Source organism: Pseudomonas sp. PvP001 (assembly GCF_040546375.1).
GTDB classification, from domain to species: Bacteria; Pseudomonadota; Gammaproteobacteria; order Pseudomonadales; family Pseudomonadaceae; genus Aquipseudomonas; species Aquipseudomonas coleopterorum.
Genome location: NZ_JBEPNQ010000001.1, coordinates 72,753 through 91,527, shown reverse-complemented (window position 1 = coordinate 91,527; position 18,775 = coordinate 72,753). Strand labels below are relative to the sequence as shown.

Annotated in this window: 18 protein-coding genes and 1 riboswitch; of the genes, 7 read left to right on the top strand and 11 right to left on the bottom strand. The window is 65.5% G+C overall.

From position 1 onward, the window contains the following. Nucleotides 1–299: 299 nt before the first annotated feature. The gene (locus ABMD26_RS00435) at nt 300–1,487 is read left to right on the top strand and encodes an MFS transporter (RefSeq protein ID WP_320521870.1); all 1,188 of its coding nucleotides are present in this window, start codon (nt 300–302) and stop codon (nt 1,485–1,487) included. Here the strand turns inward: ABMD26_RS00435 and ABMD26_RS00430 are convergent. Further along, nucleotides 1,481–2,518 (bottom strand): alpha/beta hydrolase family protein, encoded by a 1,038-nt coding sequence (locus ABMD26_RS00430; RefSeq protein ID WP_056842690.1) that lies wholly within the window; start codon nt 2,516–2,518, stop codon nt 1,481–1,483. The genes ABMD26_RS00435 and ABMD26_RS00430 overlap by 7 nt on opposite strands. Nucleotides 2,519–2,731: 213 nt before the next feature. Here ABMD26_RS00430 and ABMD26_RS00425 point away from each other — a divergent pair, with 213 nt between their 5' ends. The 3 genes from ABMD26_RS00425 to ABMD26_RS00415 all read left to right on the top strand — a co-directional run bounded on the left by ABMD26_RS00425 (nt 2,732) and on the right by ABMD26_RS00415 (nt 4,455). Then, nucleotides 2,732–3,505: an OBAP family protein gene (locus ABMD26_RS00425; RefSeq protein ID WP_354306842.1), complete on the top strand. Its 774-nt coding sequence runs from the start codon at nt 2,732–2,734 to the stop codon at nt 3,503–3,505. 91 nt (nt 3,506–3,596) lie between these two features. Further along, the gene (locus ABMD26_RS00420) at nt 3,597–3,818 is read left to right on the top strand and encodes a PLD nuclease N-terminal domain-containing protein (protein WP_354306841.1); all 222 of its coding nucleotides are present in this window, start codon (nt 3,597–3,599) and stop codon (nt 3,816–3,818) included. Between the two features lie 127 nt (nt 3,819–3,945). Then, entirely contained in the window at nt 3,946–4,455 is a 510-nt protein-coding gene (locus tag ABMD26_RS00415; RefSeq protein ID WP_354306839.1) for a DUF4142 domain-containing protein, read from the top strand. An 84-nt stretch (nt 4,456–4,539) separates the two neighbouring features. Here ABMD26_RS00415 and ABMD26_RS00410 read toward each other — a convergent pair whose 3' ends face one another. Further along, a complete protein-coding gene (locus tag ABMD26_RS00410; RefSeq protein WP_502948286.1) occupies nt 4,540–4,983 on the bottom strand; it encodes a DUF1294 domain-containing protein in 444 nt (147 codons plus the stop codon). After that, the gene (locus ABMD26_RS00405) at nt 4,970–5,800 is read right to left on the bottom strand and encodes an undecaprenyl-diphosphate phosphatase (RefSeq protein WP_122742256.1); all 831 of its coding nucleotides are present in this window, start codon (nt 5,798–5,800) and stop codon (nt 4,970–4,972) included. The genes ABMD26_RS00410 and ABMD26_RS00405 overlap by 14 nt, the downstream gene beginning before the upstream one ends. Before the next feature lie 242 nt (nt 5,801–6,042). Here ABMD26_RS00405 and pnuC point away from each other — a divergent pair, with 242 nt between their 5' ends. Together pnuC and ABMD26_RS00395 are read left to right on the top strand one after the other, a co-directional pair. Then, a complete protein-coding gene (pnuC, locus tag ABMD26_RS00400; RefSeq protein ID WP_134722368.1) occupies nt 6,043–6,606 on the top strand; it encodes a nicotinamide riboside transporter PnuC in 564 nt (187 codons plus the stop codon). Continuing rightward, a complete protein-coding gene (locus tag ABMD26_RS00395) occupies nt 6,603–7,130 on the top strand; it encodes an AAA family ATPase (protein ID WP_320521867.1) in 528 nt (175 codons plus the stop codon). Before pnuC ends, ABMD26_RS00395 begins: the two co-directional genes overlap by 4 nt. Nucleotides 7,131–7,137: 7 nt before the next feature. Here the strand turns inward: ABMD26_RS00395 and ABMD26_RS00390 are convergent, their stop codons facing one another. Further along, the gene (locus tag ABMD26_RS00390) at nt 7,138–8,052 is read right to left on the bottom strand and encodes a sigma 54-interacting transcriptional regulator (RefSeq protein ID WP_354306836.1); all 915 of its coding nucleotides are present in this window, start codon (nt 8,050–8,052) and stop codon (nt 7,138–7,140) included. 228 nt (nt 8,053–8,280) lie between these two features. Between ABMD26_RS00390 and ABMD26_RS00385 the strand changes: the two genes are divergently transcribed. Then, on the top strand, nt 8,281–8,973 hold the full coding sequence (locus tag ABMD26_RS00385) for a DUF421 domain-containing protein (RefSeq protein ID WP_192068470.1): 693 nt from the start codon (nt 8,281–8,283) through the stop codon (nt 8,971–8,973). A gap of 2 nt (nt 8,974–8,975) precedes the next feature. On the opposite strand, the gene ABMD26_RS00380 is transcribed toward ABMD26_RS00385, so the two are convergent. From ABMD26_RS00380 to ABMD26_RS00350, 7 genes are all read right to left on the bottom strand, one after another. Further along, nucleotides 8,976–9,650, bottom strand: a complete 675-nt coding sequence (locus tag ABMD26_RS00380) for a vWA domain-containing protein (RefSeq protein ID WP_502948331.1) — start codon at nt 9,648–9,650, stop codon at nt 8,976–8,978. Then, a complete protein-coding gene (locus ABMD26_RS00375) occupies nt 9,632–10,636 on the bottom strand; it encodes a magnesium chelatase ATPase subunit I (RefSeq protein WP_354306833.1) in 1,005 nt (334 codons plus the stop codon). Before ABMD26_RS00375 ends, ABMD26_RS00380 begins: the two co-directional genes overlap by 19 nt. Before the next feature lie 13 nt (nt 10,637–10,649). Then, complete coding sequence (cobN, locus tag ABMD26_RS00370) at nt 10,650–14,402, bottom strand: cobaltochelatase subunit CobN (RefSeq protein WP_354306831.1); 3,753 nt, start codon at nt 14,400–14,402, stop codon at nt 10,650–10,652. Between the two features lie 3 nt (nt 14,403–14,405). Further along, nucleotides 14,406–15,470, bottom strand: a complete 1,065-nt coding sequence (cobW, locus tag ABMD26_RS00365) for a cobalamin biosynthesis protein CobW (protein ID WP_354306829.1) — start codon at nt 15,468–15,470, stop codon at nt 14,406–14,408. 89 nt (nt 15,471–15,559) lie between these two features. Continuing rightward, a riboswitch (cobalamin riboswitch) is annotated at nt 15,560–15,755 on the bottom strand. Nucleotides 15,756–15,786: 31 nt separating this feature from the next. Beyond that, entirely contained in the window at nt 15,787–16,542 is a 756-nt protein-coding gene (locus ABMD26_RS00360; RefSeq protein ID WP_354306827.1) for an ABC transporter ATP-binding protein, read from the bottom strand. After that, on the bottom strand, nt 16,539–17,579 hold the full coding sequence (locus ABMD26_RS00355) for a FecCD family ABC transporter permease (RefSeq protein ID WP_354306825.1): 1,041 nt from the start codon (nt 17,577–17,579) through the stop codon (nt 16,539–16,541). Before ABMD26_RS00355 ends, ABMD26_RS00360 begins: the two co-directional genes overlap by 4 nt. Beyond that, a complete protein-coding gene (locus ABMD26_RS00350; protein ID WP_354306823.1) occupies nt 17,576–18,604 on the bottom strand; it encodes an ABC transporter substrate-binding protein in 1,029 nt (342 codons plus the stop codon). Before ABMD26_RS00350 ends, ABMD26_RS00355 begins: the two co-directional genes overlap by 4 nt. Nucleotides 18,605–18,775 lie beyond the last annotated feature (171 nt).

Below are 18,775 nucleotides of genomic sequence, written 5' to 3'. Positions count from 1 at the left end.
GGGCTGGACGCGGATGGCGCCGTATTTGTAGCAGCGGCGCGAGCCGCGTCAGGGGCCACGCGGTGTGCCTGATGCAATGCAGTGGGGCCGGACGAGGCTTGCGCCGTATTTGTAGCAGCGGCGCGAGCCGCGTCATGGGTCATGCGGTGTGGCTGATGTAACGCGGTGGGGCTGGACGCGGCTTGCGCCGCTGCTACAGCGGGGATCATTCGAGGGTTGCAAATAATCGATAGCCTGCTTTGCTTTAACCAACGTTCCCTGTGCAAGGGGACCTCAACCGCACGCCTGCGAACGAGCCCATGACCGAGTCTGCCCAACCTGCAACGCCCTCTTCGTCGTCGATCACCCTGCAAATCATCTCCATCGTGTTCTACACGTTCATTGCCTTCATCTCCATCGGCCTGCCCATCGCGGTGCTGCCCGGCTACGTGCACGACCAGCTGGGGTTCAGCGCCGTGGCCGCAGGTGTGGTGATCGGCGCGCAATACCTAGCAACCTTGCTCAGCCGCCCCAGCGCCGGACGCATGGCTGACGCGCTGGGCACCAAGCGCACCATCGTCTATGGGCTGATCGGTATCGGCATCAGCGGAGCGCTGACGTTCGTCTCGGTGTTTCTGCACAGCGTGCCGCAGTGGAGCCTGGGCGTGCTGATCGCCGGGCGTGTGGTCCTCGGCCTGGCGCAGGGCGCCATTGGGGTGGGTACCAGCAGTTGGGGAATCAGCCGCGTGGGCGCCGAACACATGGCCAAGGTGATTTCATGGAACGGCATCGCCTCCTACGGCGCCATCGCCATCGGCGCCCCGCTGGGGGTATTGATGGTGGCCTTCGCCGGGTTCTGGAGCCTGGGCGTTGCGCTCATGGCCCTGAGCGCTCTGGGCTTGTGGATGATCCGTGACACACCGGCGTCACCCGTGGTGCGAGGTGAGCGCATGCCGTTCTGGTCCGCCTTCGGCCGAGTCGCGCCCCATGGCATGAGCCTGATGCTGGCCTCGATCGGCTATGGCACCCTCACCACGTTCATCACCCTGTATTACGTGGAGCGCGGCTGGGAAGGCGCGGCGTGGTGCCTGACCGCCTTTGGCATCAGTTTCATCGCGGCTCGCCTGGTGTTCATCAACAGCATCAACCATCTGGGTGGCTCCACCGTGGCCATGGCCTGTATCGCCACCGAAGTGGTCGGCCTGGCCATGCTGTGGCTGGCTCCTTCACCGATCTTCACCCTGGCGGGCGCGGCTTTGGCCGGGTTGGGATTGTCGCTGGTCTATCCAGCCTTGGGCGTGCTGGCCATCCACAAGGTACCCGGCACCAGCCGGGGCGCGGGCCTGAGTGCGTTCGCTGTCTTCTTCGATTTGGCCTTGGCGATCGCCGGGCCGGTGATGGGCGCGGTGGCTGCCGGATTTGGCTATGGCTCGATCTTCGCTTTGGCGGCCGGCCTCTCCCTGATCGCCCTGGGGCTGACCGCGTGGCTGTCGCGACAGGATCAGTGATCGGCGGTCTGCAGGCCGGCGCGTGAAGGTCGACCCAGGGTGTGGGTGAAGAACTTGCCCGCCTCGTGGATCAGGTCGCGGTGGATACCTTCGCGGTCCACGCCGTCGGCATCGGTGCACAGCGCCGGCGAGGCGCTACGCTGTTCGTCCGTGCACGGAGCCATGAACACGAAGTGACCGGCGCCGGGCAGTAGGCGATAGTCGGTGTTGCCCGGCAACTTGCGCGCCAGCGCTTCGGCATTCTTGTCGATGGCCACAAGTTGGTCATTGTCGCCGCTGTAGATCAGGGTGGGCAGATGGACTTCGGCCAGGGTCTGGCGGCCAAACATCAGGCTCAACGGCGCCATCAACAGCAGTGCACGCACCCGTGGGTCGGCCTCGGGGGTCAGGTCATCCCGATCGGCTTCCAGTTCCCCGCGGGTCTGGCAGGCATCGGCGTCGTAGGGTCGCTCTTCGCAGTATTTGCGCAGACGCTGCAGATCAGGCCGTGCACCGGACAGAATCAAGGCCGTTTCGCCGCCTGCCGAATAACCGATCACACCGACCGCATGGGTGTTCACGAAAGGCGACAGCATCGAATCACCCAGCGCTGCAGTAATGGCTTGGGAGATCTGTAGCGGCCGTCCGTAGAGATTGCTGAGTTTGCCCAACCGGCTGTGATCCTGGGCATTGTCGCCCGGGTGCACGACCGCTACCACGACGAAGCCCTTGCGGGTCAGCGCGGTGATCAAGTCATGCAGCGCCAGCGGCGTGCCGGTATTGCCGTGGGACAGCATCAACAGCGGGAAGCGACCGATGGCGACTGCCGCATCCTGCTGTGCATCGATGCTGTAGCCGCCCAGACGCGCCGGATGTGTGCGGTCCTGGGTCGGATAGAAGGCATAGGCGTGCATCGGCTGATCGTCGAGCGGGTCGTTGAAGGTCAGCAGGTGATAGCCCACGTTCCAGCGGGCGTGAGGATTCGCTTGAGCCTGCACCGAAAGCAGGCTCAACAGCAGCAGAGAAACGATTACTGCACAACGACGGACCATCGCGGCGCTCTTCCTTGGCAAAACCTCGGGGGTAGGTTCTGACACAGCATAGGATGGGCCAAGTCACACCCCGGTTCCGTGAAATATTGTACAGACGGGCGCGCGGCCCTCGCCGAGCTGAACCCTGACGGTGCCGGTCACTCTATGAAGTGCCCTGTGTGGCCTGATCGTTCGATCCAGGGCCGTACTTTCCTCACTGAAAAGGACTCCAGCATGAGCACCCGCTCGCTCTTCTCGCCACGCCGCACCGCGCGCACTCCATTGCTGTGCCTGGTCGCCTTGGCCATGGCCGGATGCGCCGGCAACAACAGCGCATCCAAGGTGGACGCGCCCGGCGCCCCGACCACGGCCCTGACCAAAACCCTCGACGCGGGCGCGAATGCGCTGCAGTCACGTCCGCCCATCAACGAGTTGAACGCCTATCTGGATGGCTTTCATTTCTACAACGGGCACCCCGGCGCGCAGATGGAAGCCCATCACTACTGCGCCATCCTCAACGAGGAAGTGATCCAGTGCGTCATTTATGACGGCAACGTCAAGGACGCCAAGCTGATGGGCGTGGAATACATCATCAGCGCCCGGCTTTTCGCCCAACTGCCCAAAGCGGAAAAAGCGTTATGGCACAGCCACGTTCACGAAGTGAAGTCTGGCCAGCTGATCGCCCCGGGCATTCCCGCGCCTGCCGAACACGCCCTGATGGACAAGCTGGTGAACACCTACGGCAAGACCTGGCACACCTGGCACACCGACCTGGACAAGCAGCTGCCGCTGGGGGTGCCGCAACTGATGATGGGCTTCACGGGCGATGGACAGGTCGACCCGGCGCTGGTGCGCGAGCGGGACAAGCGTTTCGGCATCGACAGCGCGGAGAAGAAACGGCAGCGTGCCGACATTCCCACACCCCAGATCGACCCCGGTGCAGACGCAGGGAGCAAAGGACAGGTCATCCAGATCCAGGACCCGACCGGCAGCCGGCACGCCCATTGAGGCGAAAACGGCACCACCCACCGATCCGGTTGAACTTGCCGAGCACGGGGGGCCTCCCCTGTAGGACATACATTGATCAATGAGCCTACACATGGAAACGTCGATTTTCTGGACCGCCGCAGCGGTCATCGTGTTACTGCTCGATCTGTGGGCGCTGGCCAGCATCTGGAAAAGCACCAAGAGCTCCGGCACGAAGATTGGCTGGACCGTACTGATTTTCATCTTCCCGCTGGTCGGGCTGGCCATCTGGGGCTTCGCCGGACCACGGGGCGTCGCCATTGCCCCGACGTCCGACGAGCACAGCAAGGGCTGAATCGCCATACGCCGCGTGCACTCAGCGATGGATGCACATCCGATGAAACTGCTGCGTTCCGGCAGCAGTCACACTTTCACGGCCTGCAACGCTCAGTCCGCTTCATACCCTACACAAGGAATTGACCATGAAATCCAAATTCTACGCCGCTGCCCTCGCCCTTTCCGTCTCGCTCGCCAGCCATGGCGCCTTCGCCGCCTCCGATGATTTCGTCGAGGACGCCTCCGCCAAAGGCGTTGCCGAAGTCGAAGCAGGCAAGCTGGCGCTGGAAAAAGGCACCGCTGCGGACGTGAAAACCTTCGCCGACATGATGGTCAAGGACCACACTGCCGCCAACCAGAAGCTCAAGGCACTGGCTGACAAGAAGAACATCGACGTCTCGGACAATGCCGAGTTGCTGGACAAGGCCAAGGCGATGATTCTGGAACTGCGCTCGGCCAAGTCGTTCGACCAGGCCTATGCCAACAACCAGGTCAAGGCGCACGAAGCGACCATCGAGATCTTCGAAGACGAAATCAAGAACGGTGAAGATGCCGAACTCAAGGCATTCGCCACCGAGACCCTGCCTAAGCTCAAAGCCCACCTGGTAGAGGCCAAGAAGCTGGCCGCTGCCCACGGTGGTGCGGCTGCGCACTAAGCACTCAGCCAACGCGCGCAACACCCGATGCCCCCGCACACTGTGCGGGGGCATTTTTCATGGGGGAAAGGCTGGAAGCCAGGGTCAGAACGTGAGGCCCAGGTGTTGCCCGGCAAAGATGACCTGATCGAACCAGAATGCCTGGTGCAGCGCAACGATCAGCCAGAACACCAACTGATAGGAAACCTTGCGCGTCTTGTGCCGGAACAGTTGCTGGGCGATGAGTGCGCCTGGCCAGCCGCCCAGCAGTTCGGCGCCGTGCAGCAGTTTTTCCGGGGTGCGCTGGCCCTGCCCTTGGGCCTGGCGCTTGTCGTGCCAGTACAAGCCCACCGTCAACAGGCTCATCAGTGCATAGACCGCCAGCACCGACGGGTGCCCGGCCATCGCCAGGCGCAACAGGCCAAGAAAGGGCAGCAGGCACAGCACGACGAATACCGTGATTTTCAGCGCCAGGAATTGCACCGGGCGTTGCTGACCACCGCGCGGTCGCGCAGACGCCCGTTCGGGCGCCGGATCAGCCTTGCGCACTGGACCAATCGATCCAGCCGAACTGCCAGGTCGCCAGGATGATCAGGCCGAAGGCAATGCGGTACCAGGCGAACACGGCGTAGCTGTGGGTGGCGATGAACTTGAGCAGACCACGCACGGCGATCATGGCGAAGATGAACGACACCACGAAGCCCAGCGCGAACACCGGGAAGTCGGCTGGCTGAAACAGGTGATGAAACTTGTAGCCCGAATACACCGCGGCACCGACCATGGTCGGCATGGCCAGGAAGAACGAGAACTCGGTGGCGGTCTTGCGCGACAGACCGAACAGCAGGCCGCCGATGATGGTCGAGCCCGAGCGCGAGGTCCCTGGAATCATCGCCAGACACTGTGCGAAACCGACCTTGAGAGCATCGCTCCAGCGCATGTCGTCGACATGGTGCACGCGCACGGCGTGTTCGCGCTTCTCGGCCCAGAGCATGATGAAGCCGCCCAGTACCAGGGCGACCGCCACAGTGATGGGGTTGAACAGGTATTCATGAATCTTGTCGGCGAAGATCACTCCCAGCACGACCGCCGGCAGGAAGCCGATGAACAGGTTCAGGGTGAAGCGCTGGGCGTTGCGCTGGGTTGGCAGGCCTGTGACCACTTCCATGATCTTGCGGCGAAACTCCCACACCACCGCCAATATCGCACCCAGCTGGATGATGATATTAAAGGCCATGGCCCGTTCGCCGCCGAAACCGATCAGGTCGGCCACGATGATCTGGTGGCCGGTGCTGGAAATGGGCAGGAACTCGGTCAAGCCTTCCACGATGCCTAGAATCAGCGCCTGCATGGCGGTCCAAAAATCCATCATTCCCCCAATTGGACCCGCGCCTGGCGTGGTCCTGTCTGTTTAATAGAACTCATTGCCGTCGGGCCCCGCGATGCTAACAGAGCAGCCTGTGCAAATCCGCACGCGGGCGTCGGTGAGTGTTGATTGAGTTGAAGTTTCATCTTTGCAGCGGGTGAACCGCGCAGGACGCGCGCAGTATCGGCGGCGCAGGTTACAATCCCGGCTTTGCATGCATCGCATGCACCTGCCTGAGATTGCCCATGTCGCCTTTGGAATTGTTCGCCGCCACGCTGGGCGTGATCGCGGTGTGGTTGACCGTGAAGCAGAATTGGCTGTGCTGGCCGATCGGCCTGGTCATGGTGCTGATCTATTCGTACGTGTTCTACGACTACAAGCTGTACTCCAACATGCTGTTGCAGGGGGTGTACGCCGGCGTCCAGGTGTACGGCTGGTGGCAGTGGACCCGTGGCGATGGGACAGCCGTGGGCCCAGCGGTGACCCGCTTGGCGCCCAGACCTCTGCTGGGTGGGCTGGCCATCGGCCTGGTAGCGGGCCTGGCACTGGGCGCGGCGATGGCCACCTGGAGCGATGCCAGCCAGCCGTGGCTGGACGCGCTGCTCACCGGTTTCAGCCTGGTGGCGCAGTGGTGGATGGCCAACAAGCGCGTGCAGTGCTGGCCACTGTGGATCGTGCTGGATGCGATTTTCGTCGGTCTGTTCGTCCACCAAGGCCTGTACCTGACGGCCGCGCTGTATGGCCTGTTCCTGATGCTGGCCGTTCACGGCTGGCACCAGTGGCGCAACAGCGAAGCGGTGCCGCGATGAAAGTGGTTGTGCTCTGCGGGCCGGAGTCGTCGGGCAAGAGCTGGCTGGCCGAACGCATGCGCGTGCGCCTGGGCGCCGTGGTGGTGGGCGAATACGTGCGCCATTTCATCGAACGGGAGCAGCGCGACACCTGCTATGCCGACATCGACACCATCGCCCGCGGTCAGCTGGCCTGGGAGGATGCCGCTCGCCACAGCCAGCCCGCACTGTTGCTGCTCGACACGCACCTGCTGAGCAACCTGCTGTGGAGCCGCACCCTGTTCGACGACTGCCCGGCGTGGCTTGAACCTGCGCTGCTGGAGCGCCACTACGATGCCCACCTGCTGCTCTCGCCCGAAGGCGTCGAATGGTCCGCGGACGGCCAGCGCTGCCAGCCTGACCTGGCTCAACGGCAAACCTTTTTTCAGCAAAGCCAGGCGTGGCTGCAGGCCCACGCGCTGCCCTGCACCGTGATCAGCGGTGACTGGCTGGCGCGTGAAGCGCAGGTGCTGGCGAGCATTCGACATGTTCTGGATCAACCCTAGCGTGCAATCAGCGCATGTGATGTTTGTGCAGCAGGCGGTAGAGCGTCGGGCGTGAAACGCCGAGCACCCTGGCCGCCGTGCTCAGGTTGCCGCCGTGGCGCAGCAGCACGTCGCCCAGCGCCTGACGCTCGGCACGGTGCTTGTAGTCGTTCAGCGTGCCCATCGGCGCGGTGACCAGGGTTTCGATACCCAGCCCCAGGTCGATGGCTTCGATCTGATTGCCGGGGGCCAGCGCCTGCGCCTGACGAATCCTGTTCGCCAGCTCGCGGACGTTGCCCGGCCAGTCGTGCTCACCCATGGCAATAAGCGCCTCTTGACTGAAGGGACGATGACGTCGGCCGTTCTCGCGGCTGTAGCGCTGCGCGAAATGGTTGGCCAGCATGGCCAGGTCGCCATAGCGTTCGCGCAAGGGCACCGCGACGATCTCCAGCACGTTGAGTCGATAGTAGAGGTCTTCGCGCAGCTGTCCCCGGCTCATGGCCAGCGTCAGATCGGTGTCGCTGGTGGCCAGCACCCGAACGTCCACTTCACCTGCAGCCTTGCGCTGGAGAAAGCGCAGCAGTTGCTCCTGAACGTCCAGCGGCAAGTCCTGCACCTGTTGCAGCAGCAAGGTTCCCCGGTCGGCAGCCTGCAGCACGCTGCCGGACAGCGGATGCACATTGCTCTGCCCGCAGCCGGGCGCGAACAGCGGCGTCTGGCCCGGACGATGGGTGCGAGCCTGGCAGTCGAACACGATGAATGGCTGCTGCCTGCGCGGGGACTGCTGGTGCAGCGCACGCGCAATCAGCTGCTTGCCGGTGCCCGCCTCGCCGTGGATCAGAACCGGGGAGTCGGTGGCGGCGAATTTGCTGATGAGCTTGTACAGGTCGCGCATGGGCTGACTATCGCCCCAACAGTCCGCAAGGCTCGCAGGGGTAGGCATTCGAATTCACAGGCATGGCCTTTCCTTGCATGGACGTGCTCGGGAAAATACATCAAAAACAGCGGGTTGCAACTTACGTCAAAATGGTAACGGAAAATTGACGTTTAACCCCCGCCAAGGCTTCAGCACGGACCCTTGACGCCAGATAGGGGCGTCAGCCGTACGTCTCGCGGACAGCCAGCGGCGCCGGTGTACAATCGCCGCTTTTGGTCAGGCAAGGGATTGGAAATGCAGGCGTTCGATTGGCATCGTGTGCTGCTGGGTGAAGTCAACATGGGCTTTCTCGGCGAGGTGGTCGCCCGCACGCTGATGGCCTATGTGGTGGTCTTCCTGTTCCTCAAGATCGCCGGGCGACGGGGGGTGCGCCAGCTTTCGCTGTTCGAGCTGGTGGTGATCCTGACGCTGGGCTCGGCGGCAGGCGACGTGACCTTCTACGAGGACGTGCCCATCCTGCCAGTACTGGTGGTGTTCGTGGCGATGATCATCTTCTATCGCCTGACCACCTTTCTGACCGAACGCAGCGGTCGCTTCGGCGAATGGCTGGAAGGCAAACCGTTTTTGATCATCCGCGACGGCGTGTTCGAGCTCAAGGCGCTGCAGAGCGGCAACATCACTCACGCCGAGTTCCTGATGGAACTGCGCCTGCGCGGCGTCGAGCACCTGGGGCAGGTGCGCCTGGGCATTCTGGAGGTCAATGGCGATGTCAGCCTGTACTTCCACGAGCGTGAAGACGTCAAGCCGGGGCTGTCGATCCTGCCGCCCGAGCATCGTGTGTCACTGACCAAGGTTGACCGTGAAGACCTGTATGCCTGCGAATACTGCGGTCATCTGGAAACCCTGCGCGATCAGCAGGCACTGCCCTGCCCTCGCTGTGACAATCCTGTATGGAGCAAGGCCCTGAGCAACCCCCGGGCCAGCTGAGACTAGGCCCGTGGCAGGTCTTCCAGATGCCGATACTCGGCCTTCAATGCCGACGCCAGGGTGCGGGCTCGACCCAACCGGATCGGCCCCCGCTCCATGTCCACCAGCAATGCCGGGCAGGCCAGTGGTGCCACGCCGTCCAGCGACTTGAGGCGCCCGTCGGTGAACACCAGGCAGCGCTGGGCTTCCTCGGGATAACGCCGCGCGCGTTGCTCCAGCCAGTCACGGGCCTGATCCAGCGCCGCCAGCAGCGGCGTGCCGCCACCGGCGCCCAGCTCGGCGAGCCAGGGTTGCAGGGCTGCCGAGGCTTTCAGGCCGTGGCATTGCCAGATCGGCCCGCTGCCACTGGCAGTCAACAACGCCAGCCGTGCGCGCTGCCGGTAGGCATCGTCGAAGACCTGCGCCAGAACGCCCTTGGCCTCGGCCAGGGCGCCATGCCGGCGCGTCGAGGCAGAGGCGTCGACCACCACCAGCCACAGTTGCTGCGCCGCGCTGCGACGTTGCTGCCAGCGCAGGTCATCGCGCTGGAGTGGTCGTCCTTGCAGCAGCGTGGCCGGCCAGTCCACCGTACCGGCCGATGCCGCGCGCGCCGCACCCTGTCGCCCTTGTTCGAGGTGGCCCTTGCCGGGCCGAGCATCCGCCGGGCGCGGACGGATGCTCAGGGCTTTTTTGGCCAGCTCGTTACGCTGCGGCGTTCACCTACCGGAACGGCTTGGGCGGGCATGTCGCCCCACTGGCCCTGACCCGGATCGGAAGGTTGCGCGGCGCTCGCAGCGGGCGGCGGCGGCGCTGGCTTCGACTCGGGCTGGCGCGGTGCCTGGCGGCGATGGCGCAGGGCGAACTCGGCCACTGCTTCGACGTCCTCGTCGAGAATCTGCTCAGCCCCCCGCCAGGCGGCGTGGGCTCTTGCTGCGCGCAGCCAGACCAGGTCGGCACGCAAGCCATCCACGCCCTCGGCGAAACAACGGGTGGTGATGGCTTCCAGCGCCTGATCGCACAGCGGGATCGATTCGAGGCGTTCCCGCGCCTGCTGGCAGCGCAGCCGCAGCGCTGACTGGGCTGGGGCCCATTGCTCACAGAAGCCCTGAGGGTCGCTGTCGAAGGCCAGGCGACGGCGGATGATCTGGCCACGTTCGGCGGGCGCGGGCTGGCCGTCCAGGGCAATGTTCAAACCGAATCGGTCGAGCAGCTGCGGGCGCAACTCCCCTTCCTCCGGGTTCATGGTGCCGATGAGCACGAATCGCGCGGGATGAGCATGGGAAATACCGTCACGTTCGATGCGGTTGACGCCACTGGCGGCAACGTCCAGCAGCAGGTCGACCAGATGGTCGGCGAGCAGGTTGACCTCATCGACGTACAGCACGCCGCCATCGGCCTTGGCCAGCACCCCGGGCGAAAAGCGTGCACGGCCTTCACCCAACGCAGCTTCCAGATCCAGCGTACCCACGAGACGGTCTTCACTGGCACCCAGCGGCAATGTCACCAACTGGCCATCGGCAAGCAGGTCGGCCAGGCCGCGCGCCAGCGTGCTCTTGGCCATGCCCCGCGGCCCTTCGATCAGCACGCCGCCGATGCGCGGGTCGATGGCGGCCAGGCACAGCGCCAGCTTCAGCGAATCGGCGGCCACCACGGCGGCCAGCGGAAAGTGCACGGTGTCGGTCATTGCAGGGTTCTCTTCAGGCATCTTCTTCGGTATCCAGCAGCAGGTCTTCCACGGCCTGACGGTAGTCACCGGGCTCGGCCCACAGGCCACGTTGCTGAGCCTCGAGCAGGCGTTCGGCCATGTCGCGCAGGGCCGCAGGGTTGTGCTCCTGCAGGAAGCCACGGGTGTCCGGGTCGAGCAGGTAGGCGTCGGTGAGCAAAGCGTACTGATGGTCGTCGATCAGGTGGGTGGTGGCATCGAAGGCAAACAGGTTGTCGACCGTCGCGGCGAGTTCGAAGGCGCCTTTGTAGCCATGTCGCTTGACCCCTTCGATCCACTTGGGATTGGCCGCACGGGCGCGCACCACCCGATTCAGCTCTTCCTTCAGGGTGCGCACGCGTGGCACGTCGGGTTGGCTGTGGTCGCCGTGGTAACTGGCAGTCGTCTGTCCGCTGAGGGTTTCCACGGCGGCGAGCATGCCGCCCTGGAACTGGTAGTAGTCGTTGGAATCGAGCAGGTCGTGCTCGCGGTTGTCCTGGTTCTGCAGCACCGCCTGGACCTGGCCCAGGCGCCGCGCGAACGGCGCGCGTGCGGCGGTGCCTTCGTCATCCGCGCCATAGGCATAGGCACCCCAGTTCAGGTAAGCCTCGGCGAGGTCTTCGCGGGTCTGCCACAGGCGGCCGTCGATGGCGCCTTGCACACCGGCGCCATAGGCGCCGGGCTTGGCACCGAAGATGCGCCAGCCCGCCTCGCGGGCGGCCTGCTCCGCCGAGACACCCTCGGCCAGCAACTGAGCCTGTTCGCTGCGAACCTTGGCCGCCAGGGGGTTGAGGTCGTCGGGCTCGTCCAGCGCAGCCACTGCCTGCACCGCGGCATCGAACAGGCGCAGCAGGTTGGCGAAGGCATCGCGAAAGAAGCCGGACACCCGCAGGGTCACGTCCACCCGCGGGCGGTCGAGTAGGCTGAGCGGCAGAATCTCGAAATCGTCCACGCGCTGGCTGCCGGTGGCCCACACCGGGCGCACGCCCATCAGGGCCATGGCCTGGGCGATGTCGTCGCCACCGGTGCGCATGGTCGCCGTGCCCCATACCGACAGGCCGAGCTGACGCAGGTGGTCGCCATGGTCCTGCAGGTGCCGCTCCAGGATCAGGTTGGCCGAGGCGAAGCCGATCCGCCAGGCGGTGGTGGTCGGCAGGTTGCGCACGTCCACGGAAAAGAAGTTGCGCCCCGTGGGCAACACGTCGAGACGGCCACGGCTGGGCGCCCCGCTCGGCCCGGCGGGCACGAAGCGGCCGGCCAGGGCGGCGAGCAGCCCGTGCATCTCGGCCGGCCCGCAGGCATCCAGGCGCGGCGCCACGGTGTCGCGCAGGTGACCGAGAATGAGCTGCACGTCATCGAAGCCATCACCCAGCTCAAGCGGGCCGTCCAGTGCGCGTTCGATCAACTGTGCGGCGTACAGCTCGAGTCGTTCGCGACCGTCACCGGCGCTGCGCCACGGTTCGACGGTCAGCTCGGCCAAGGCTGCGGGCAGAGGCCCGATCCAGGGGGCGCCGAGGTCGCAGTCGAGCGGGTCGAAGCCCAGCGCGAAGGCCTTGGCCAAGGCGCGCAGCAGGCTGGCCTGAGCGCCCTGGCCGTTGCCCCGAGGGATGCGCAGCAACGCCAGCAGGGTATCGGCGCGCAGACGACCTTGGGGTGACTCGCCAAACACGTGCAGACCGTCACGAATCTGCGACTCCTTCAGATCGCACAGGAAGGTGTCCAGGCGTGGCAGCCAATCCGCCGGCTCGGCCCCTTCGGCCATCTGCAGTTCGTGGTCGATGCGGGTCTCGCGCACCAACGCCAGAATGTCCTTTTCCAGGGCCTGGGCGCGGCGCGGATCGAGCATCTGTGCGTCGTAGTACTCGTCGGCCAGCAGTTCCAGGTCGCGCAGCGGCCCGTAGGTTTCGGCGCGGGTCAGCGGTGGCATCAGGTGGTCGATGATCACCGCCTGGGTGCGGCGCTTGGCCTGGGCGCCCTCGCCCGGATCGTTGACGATGAACGGATAGATGTTGGGCATCGGCCCCAGTATCGCGTCGGGCCAGCACTGTTCGGAGAGGCCCACACCCTTGCCCGGCAACCACTCCAGGTTGCCGTGCTTGCCGACATGGATCAGCGCATCGGCGCCATAGGTGTGGCGCAGCCAGAAATAGAACGCCAGGTAGCCATGGGGCGGCACCAGGTCGGGGTCGTGATAGACCGCGCTGACGTCCACCTGGTAGCCACGGGCCGGTTGGATGCCGACGAAGGTCAGGCCCATGCGCAGGCCGGCGATCATCATCCGGCCATTGCGGAACATCGGATCGGCTGCCGGCTCGCCCCAGCGCTCGCGGACGGCGGCCTGATTGGCTTCGGGCAGCAAGGCGAACGCGGCCAGGTAATCGTCCAGCGCCATGCTCTGGGCACAGGGACGCAGGTCCAGCTGTTCCAGGTCGTTGGTCACGCCACCGAGCAAGGCATGGATCAAGGCCGTGCCGCTGTCGGGCAGATCGGCGACCGGGTAACCCTGCTGCTGCATGGCGCGCAGGATGTTCAGCGCCGCCGCCGGGGTATCCAGGCCAACGCCGTTACCGATGCGCCCATCGCGGGTCGGGTAGTTCGCCAGCACCAGGGCGACACGCTTGTCGGCATTGGGCAGGCGCGCCAGGGCGGCCCACTTGCGCGCCAGTTCGGCGACGAAATCCATGCGCTCGACATGAGCCCGGTAGCACACCACGTCGCTCTGGCTGCGCTCGTTGTGCCAGGCCAGGTCCTTGAAGCTGATGGCACGACTGATGATGCGCCCGTCCAGCTCCGGCAAGGCGATGTGCATGGCCAGGTCGCGCGCACCCAGGCCCTGCGCGTTGGCCTGCCACAGCGCCTGGTTGTCCTGGGCGCAGATGGCCTGGATCACCGGAATGTCGCGGCGAAACGGGCGCAGGTGCGGGGTTTCGGGGCTGGACTGGGCGAAGCCGGTGGTGTTGAGGATGATCGCGGCATCCACTTCGTCCATCCACGCCTGGACCTGCTCAAGGCACGCCGCTTCCTTGAGGCTGGCCACGGCAATCGGCAACGGGTTGAGCCCGACCGCCTGCAGCCTGGCACAGAAGGTATCGACGAAACCGGTGTTGGCCGCCTGCAGGTGCGAGCGATAGAACAGCAACGGCACCACGGGCCAGTGCGCTTGCCACTGCGCCTGCCAGTGGGCCAGATCGGCGGTCGGTTGCGCCGGATGGTAGATGACCGTGCGCGGCAGTGGCTGAGGTGATTCGCAGGGTTCGGCGCGACCGAACCAGGTATTGCCGAGGTAGCCGAACAGGTTGCGCGCGTTTCCCATGCCGCCCTGGCGCAGGTACTGCCACAAGCGGTCGGCCTGCTCGGCAGGCACCGTACAGCGCTCGGCCAGTTCGGGATCGGGGCGATCGCAGCCCGGTACCAGGATGACCTGCACGCCCTGCTCGGCCAGTTGCATCAACTGCTCGACGCCGTAGCGCCAGTAGCCGATGCCGCCGTGCAGGGAAATCAGGATGACCTTGGCGTGGCGCAGCACCTGGTCGACGTAGAGGTCGACCGAGGCATGGTTCTGCACCTGCATGGGGTTGGCCAGGCGCAGGCTGGGGTAGTCCTTCGGCAGATGCTCGCTGGCCTCGGCGAGCAGCGCCAGGTGCGAATCACCGCTGCAGAGAATCACCAGTTCGGCAGGCGTCTGGCCAAGGTCGGCGATGCTGTCGTCCGGCACGAAGCCGCCCGGCTGGGTTCTCAGCAGGTGCATGGGTCAGGCTTCCAGGGCCGCGCGCAGTTGCGCTTGCAGCGAGTGCGCGTCGAGGTCCTGGCCGATCAGCACCAGGCGCGTGCTGCGTGCTTCGTCAGCAGACCAGGCGCGATCGAAGTGCTTGTCGAAACGCGTGCCCACGCCCTGGATCAGCAGGCGCATCGGTTTACCCGGAACCGCCGCGAAACCCTTGACCCGCAGGATGCCGTGTTGAACCACGGCGGCGTTGAGCGCCTGCAGCAGTTTGGCCTCCTCGGCCTGGGGCAGTTCGATGGAGATCGAGTCGAACGCATCGTGGTCGTGATCGTCGTGGTCGTCACCCTCGTGATGGTCATGATGGGTCTTGCGTGCGTCGATGTGCTGCTCCGACTCGGCGCCCAGGCCCAGCAGCACCGCCAGGGGCAAGCGACCGCTGCTGGCTTCGACTACCTTGACCGCTGCCGGCAGTTCTTCGGCCACCTCGGCGCGCACGGCGGCCAGGGCCTGGGCATCGATCAGGTCGGCCTTGTTGAGGATCACCAGGTCGGCGCTGGCCAACTGGTCGGCGAACAGCTCGTGCAGCGGCGACTCGTGGTCCAGGTTGGGATCGAGCTTGCGCTGGGCGTCGACCTGGTCGGGGAATGCGGCAAAGGTCCCGGCGGCCACCGCTGGGCTGTCGACCACGGTGATGACCGCATCGACCGTGCAGGCACTGCGGATTTCCGGCCACTGGAAGGCCTGGACCAGCGGCTTGGGCAAGGCCAGCCCGCTGGTTTCGATGAGAATGTGGTCGAGGTCGGCGCGGCGAGCGACCAGCTCGCGCATGACCGGGAAGAATTCTTCCTGAACCGTGCAACACAGGCAGCCGTTGGCCAGCTCGTAGACGCGGCCGTTGGCCTCCTCTTCGCTGCAGCCGATGGTGCACTGCTTGAGGATCTCGCCGTCGATGCCCAGCTCGCCGAATTCGTTGACGATCACGGCAATGCGCCGACCCTGGGCGTTGTCGAGCATGTGCCGCAGCAAGGTGGTCTTGCCCGAGCCGAGGAAGCCGGTGACGATAGTGACGGGTAGTTTGGACAGCGTTTTCATCGGGTCGCCCTGATTGCGCGGCAGGGCACGAGACGAGCGCCGCTACGGCAGGCGCCGGCATTCGTCACCGGATCACCCCGCCCGGTTGAATAGGAAAGAACGGCGAGGCAGGTCTCCTGGCTCGTGATGCCGGCCCTGCGGGCCGAGGCTGCAGCGCCTTCCCGCGAACGATCGCAGTGGCCTTGGCGCAGCCTTCATCACTTACAGTTGCGGGGGCAGCCGCGGCTTGGACCGCGTTCCCGTCTTAGCTCTGCCGGGCAGAGAACCTCGAACGCGCAAGGCTAACACAGGGCACGGGATGTGTCAGTGACGCGGCTCAGACCCGATAGCGCACGTGCGGTCGACCGTCGGCCAGACTGACTTCGGCGTGTACGCCGTAGACCTCGGCGATCAGGCCCTCGGTCAGGACCTGGGCCGGCGCGCCGCTGGCCACCAGGCGCCCGTCCTTGAGCACCACCAGCACGTCACAGAACATGGCTGCCAGGTTCAGGTCGTGGATCGCCATAACGCAGGTTAGGGGCAGGTCCTGGATCAGGTGCAGCAGTTCCAGTTGATGCTGGATATCGAGGTGATTGGTCGGCTCGTCAAGCAGCAGTTCGCTGGGCTGCTGGGCCAGGGCGCGGGCGATCTGCACCCGCTGCCGCTCGCCACCGGACAGGGTGTGCCAGCGCCGCTGCGCGTGGCCGCCCAGGTTGACCTGGGCCAGTGCTTGGGCAATGGCCCGATCGTCTTCGCGCAGCCACGGCGCGAACGGCGAGCGATGGGGCGTACGACCCAGGCGCACGACCTCCTCCACGCGAATGTCCACCTCGGTGCTGGCGTGCTGCTCCACCATCGCCACTTGCCGGGCGATGGTGCGCCGCGCCAGGTCGGCCAGGGGCTGATCGTCGAGGCTGACGTGGCCCTGGCTGGGGCGGTCCAGCCCGGCCAGCAGGCGCAGCAGCGACGACTTGCCCGAGCCGTTCGGGCCGATCAGCCCGACCAGACTGCCAGGCGTGATGGCCAGGCTGACGTCGTCGAGAATCAGCAGCCCACCGGCCTTCCAGCTGACGTGGTGCAGTTGCAGGCTCATGCTCGACGCCTCGCACGGTAAAGGATCAAGGCAAACGCCGGGGCGCCGACCAAGGCCGTGACCACGCCGATGGGCAATACCTGGCCCGGCACGATGATGCGCGCGACGATATCCGCCAACACCATGAAATTGGCGCCGATCAGTACCGAGGCGAGCAACAGCCGAACATGGCTCGGACCCACCAGAAAGCGGGCAATGTGCGGTACCACCAGGCCGACGAAACCCACCGCACCGACGATACTGACCAGGGTGGCGGTGATCAGCGCGGTGGTCGCAAACAACACCAGCCGCACCGCCACCACGGGCACGCCCAAGGTGGCGGCAGCGTCCTCACCGAAGACGAATGCGTCCAAGGCGCGAGCGAAGTACAGGCACAGCAACAAGCCTGCGCCGACCACGGCTGCGGCCAGGCCCACGTCCGGCCAGCGCACCCCGCCCAGGCTGCCGAGCAGCCAGAACATCACGCTGCGGGCCTGCTCGGCATTGGCCGAGGTCGAAACGATATAAGCGGTCAGCGCATTGAACAGCTGCGATCCGGCCACCCCGGCGAGAATCACCGGGGCAGGACCGCTGCGGGCACCCGCAGCCAGCAGCAGCACCAGGCCGAATGCCAGCGCGGCGCCGAGAAAAGCCCCCAGGGAAATGCCGATCACGCCGCCGCCCAGGCCCAGCAGCATGATCATCACTGCGCCGGTCGATGCGCCGGCAGAGATGCCCAGCACATAGGGTTCGGCCAGCACGTTGCGCAACAGCGCCTGCAGCACTGCGCCACAAATCGCCAGACCGGCGCCACAACAGGCGGCCACCAAGGCGCGGCTCAGGCGGTACTCCCAGATGATTCCCTGGACGATACGCGGCACCGCATAGTCGCCCAGATCGAGGCCGTTGAGCAGTGCCTTGCCGACCGTGCCCAGGTCGATACCCATCTCCCCTACCGATACCGCCAGGGCGATCGATACGCTCAGCGTGGCGAGGGCCAGCACGGCCAGCAGGCAGCGCCAGATCCAGCCATCTTCACGGGCCAGGCGCTGGATCAAGGGGTGGCCCGTGTACGCTCGAGGCCCGCCGCGATGTCTTCCACCGCGCGCACCACATCCATGGACGGATTCAGCGACTGTGCATCGACGACGATGATGCGGTTGTTGCGCACCGCATCCAGTTCACGGGTCACCGGGTCGCTGCGCAGGAAAGCCAGCTTCTTCTCGACATCGTCGGCCGGATACAGTCGACGTTGCATGCGGGCGACGACGATCACGTCGGGGTTGCTGGCGGCGATGCTTTCCCAGCTCACGCCAGGCCACTCCTCGTCGCTGTCGACGATGTTGCGCAAACCCAGCAGACGATTGATGTAGCCCGGCGCGCCGTTCTTGCCGGCCACCCACGGGTCCCCTTCCAGGCGCGTGCTGGAGAACCAGTACACCACTGACAAGGGCTTCTGCCCGGTGCGCGCGGCGCGCTCGGTGGCGGCCTGGATGCGCGCTTGCAACTGGGCGGTCAAATGCTCCCCGGCAGGCTCGACGTCGAAGATGGTGGCCAGCTCGCGAATTTCCTTGTTCACCAGGTCCATCGAGAACATCTGGCTGCGACTGCCGTCGGCATTGGAAGTGGCGGTGACCTGCTTGCCGTCGCAGTCGCTGGGCGATACGTAGGACGGGATGCCGAGACTGGCCAGTTGCTCGGGCTTGGCGACTTCACCGTTGGGGCCGACATGGTAGGTGTACTGCGCGACCACGATGTCGGGCGCGGTATTGGCCACGGCTTCGAAGCTGGGCGCATTGTCGGCCAGGCGCGGCACCTTGGCATTGTCGGCGCGCAGGTGCTCGGGCAGCGGCCCGAACCAGACTCCGGTGCCGACCATGCGTGGTGCCAGGCCCAGTGACAACAGAATCTCCGTGCTCGCCTGACCCAGGCTGACCGCGCGCTGTGGCGCCGCCTGGACAGTCACCGGCGCTCCACAGTTGGGCACGGTCAAGGGATAGTGGGTGGCGGCGAGGCTGGCACCGGCGGCGAACAGACCGACGACAGCGACGCTGGCGTGGGCAAAGACGGCAGAAAAACGCATGGCAACTCCTTGGATGGCGCGTCCAACAGGTTCAGGAAAATCCCAGGGGCAAGGTCTGGCTGACGACATGTAACATGCCGATCACAGTGGCGCGACCGCGCCGGATTCGAACCGGCTTCCTGCACTGGGCGAAGACAAACGGCGCTGACGGTAGGCGACCCGTCGGCAAAG

What these genes read in the sequence shown, in the direction of transcription:
- ABMD26_RS00420 (WP_354306841.1), top strand. Translation starts at nt 3,597, where the DNA reads ATGGAAACGTCGATTTTCTGGACCGCCGCAGCGGTCATCGTGTTACTG.
- ABMD26_RS00425 (WP_354306842.1), top strand. Translation starts at nt 2,732, where the DNA reads ATGAGCACCCGCTCGCTCTTCTCGCCACGCCGCACCGCGCGCACTCCA.
- ABMD26_RS00375 (WP_354306833.1), bottom strand. Translation starts at nt 10,636, where the DNA reads ATGACCGACACCGTGCACTTTCCGCTGGCCGCCGTGGTGGCCGCCGAT.
- ABMD26_RS00360 (WP_354306827.1), bottom strand. Translation starts at nt 16,542, where the DNA reads ATGAGCCTGCAACTGCACCACGTCAGCTGGAAGGCCGGTGGGCTGCTG.
- ABMD26_RS00385 (WP_192068470.1), top strand. Translation starts at nt 8,281, where the DNA reads ATGCAGGCGTTCGATTGGCATCGTGTGCTGCTGGGTGAAGTCAACATG.
- cobW (WP_354306829.1), bottom strand. Translation starts at nt 15,470, where the DNA reads ATGAAAACGCTGTCCAAACTACCCGTCACTATCGTCACCGGCTTCCTC.
- pnuC (WP_134722368.1), top strand. Translation starts at nt 6,043, where the DNA reads ATGTCGCCTTTGGAATTGTTCGCCGCCACGCTGGGCGTGATCGCGGTG.
- cobN (WP_354306831.1), bottom strand. Translation starts at nt 14,402, where the DNA reads ATGCACCTGCTGAGAACCCAGCCGGGCGGCTTCGTGCCGGACGACAGC.
- ABMD26_RS00415 (WP_354306839.1), top strand. Translation starts at nt 3,946, where the DNA reads ATGAAATCCAAATTCTACGCCGCTGCCCTCGCCCTTTCCGTCTCGCTC.
- ABMD26_RS00435 (WP_320521870.1), top strand. Translation starts at nt 300, where the DNA reads ATGACCGAGTCTGCCCAACCTGCAACGCCCTCTTCGTCGTCGATCACC.
- ABMD26_RS00390 (WP_354306836.1), bottom strand. Translation starts at nt 8,052, where the DNA reads ATGCCTACCCCTGCGAGCCTTGCGGACTGTTGGGGCGATAGTCAGCCC.
- ABMD26_RS00430 (WP_056842690.1), bottom strand. Translation starts at nt 2,518, where the DNA reads ATGGTCCGTCGTTGTGCAGTAATCGTTTCTCTGCTGCTGTTGAGCCTG.
- ABMD26_RS00395 (WP_320521867.1), top strand. Translation starts at nt 6,603, where the DNA reads ATGAAAGTGGTTGTGCTCTGCGGGCCGGAGTCGTCGGGCAAGAGCTGG.
- ABMD26_RS00405 (WP_122742256.1), bottom strand. Translation starts at nt 5,800, where the DNA reads ATGGATTTTTGGACCGCCATGCAGGCGCTGATTCTAGGCATCGTGGAA.
- ABMD26_RS00350 (WP_354306823.1), bottom strand. Translation starts at nt 18,604, where the DNA reads ATGCGTTTTTCTGCCGTCTTTGCCCACGCCAGCGTCGCTGTCGTCGGT.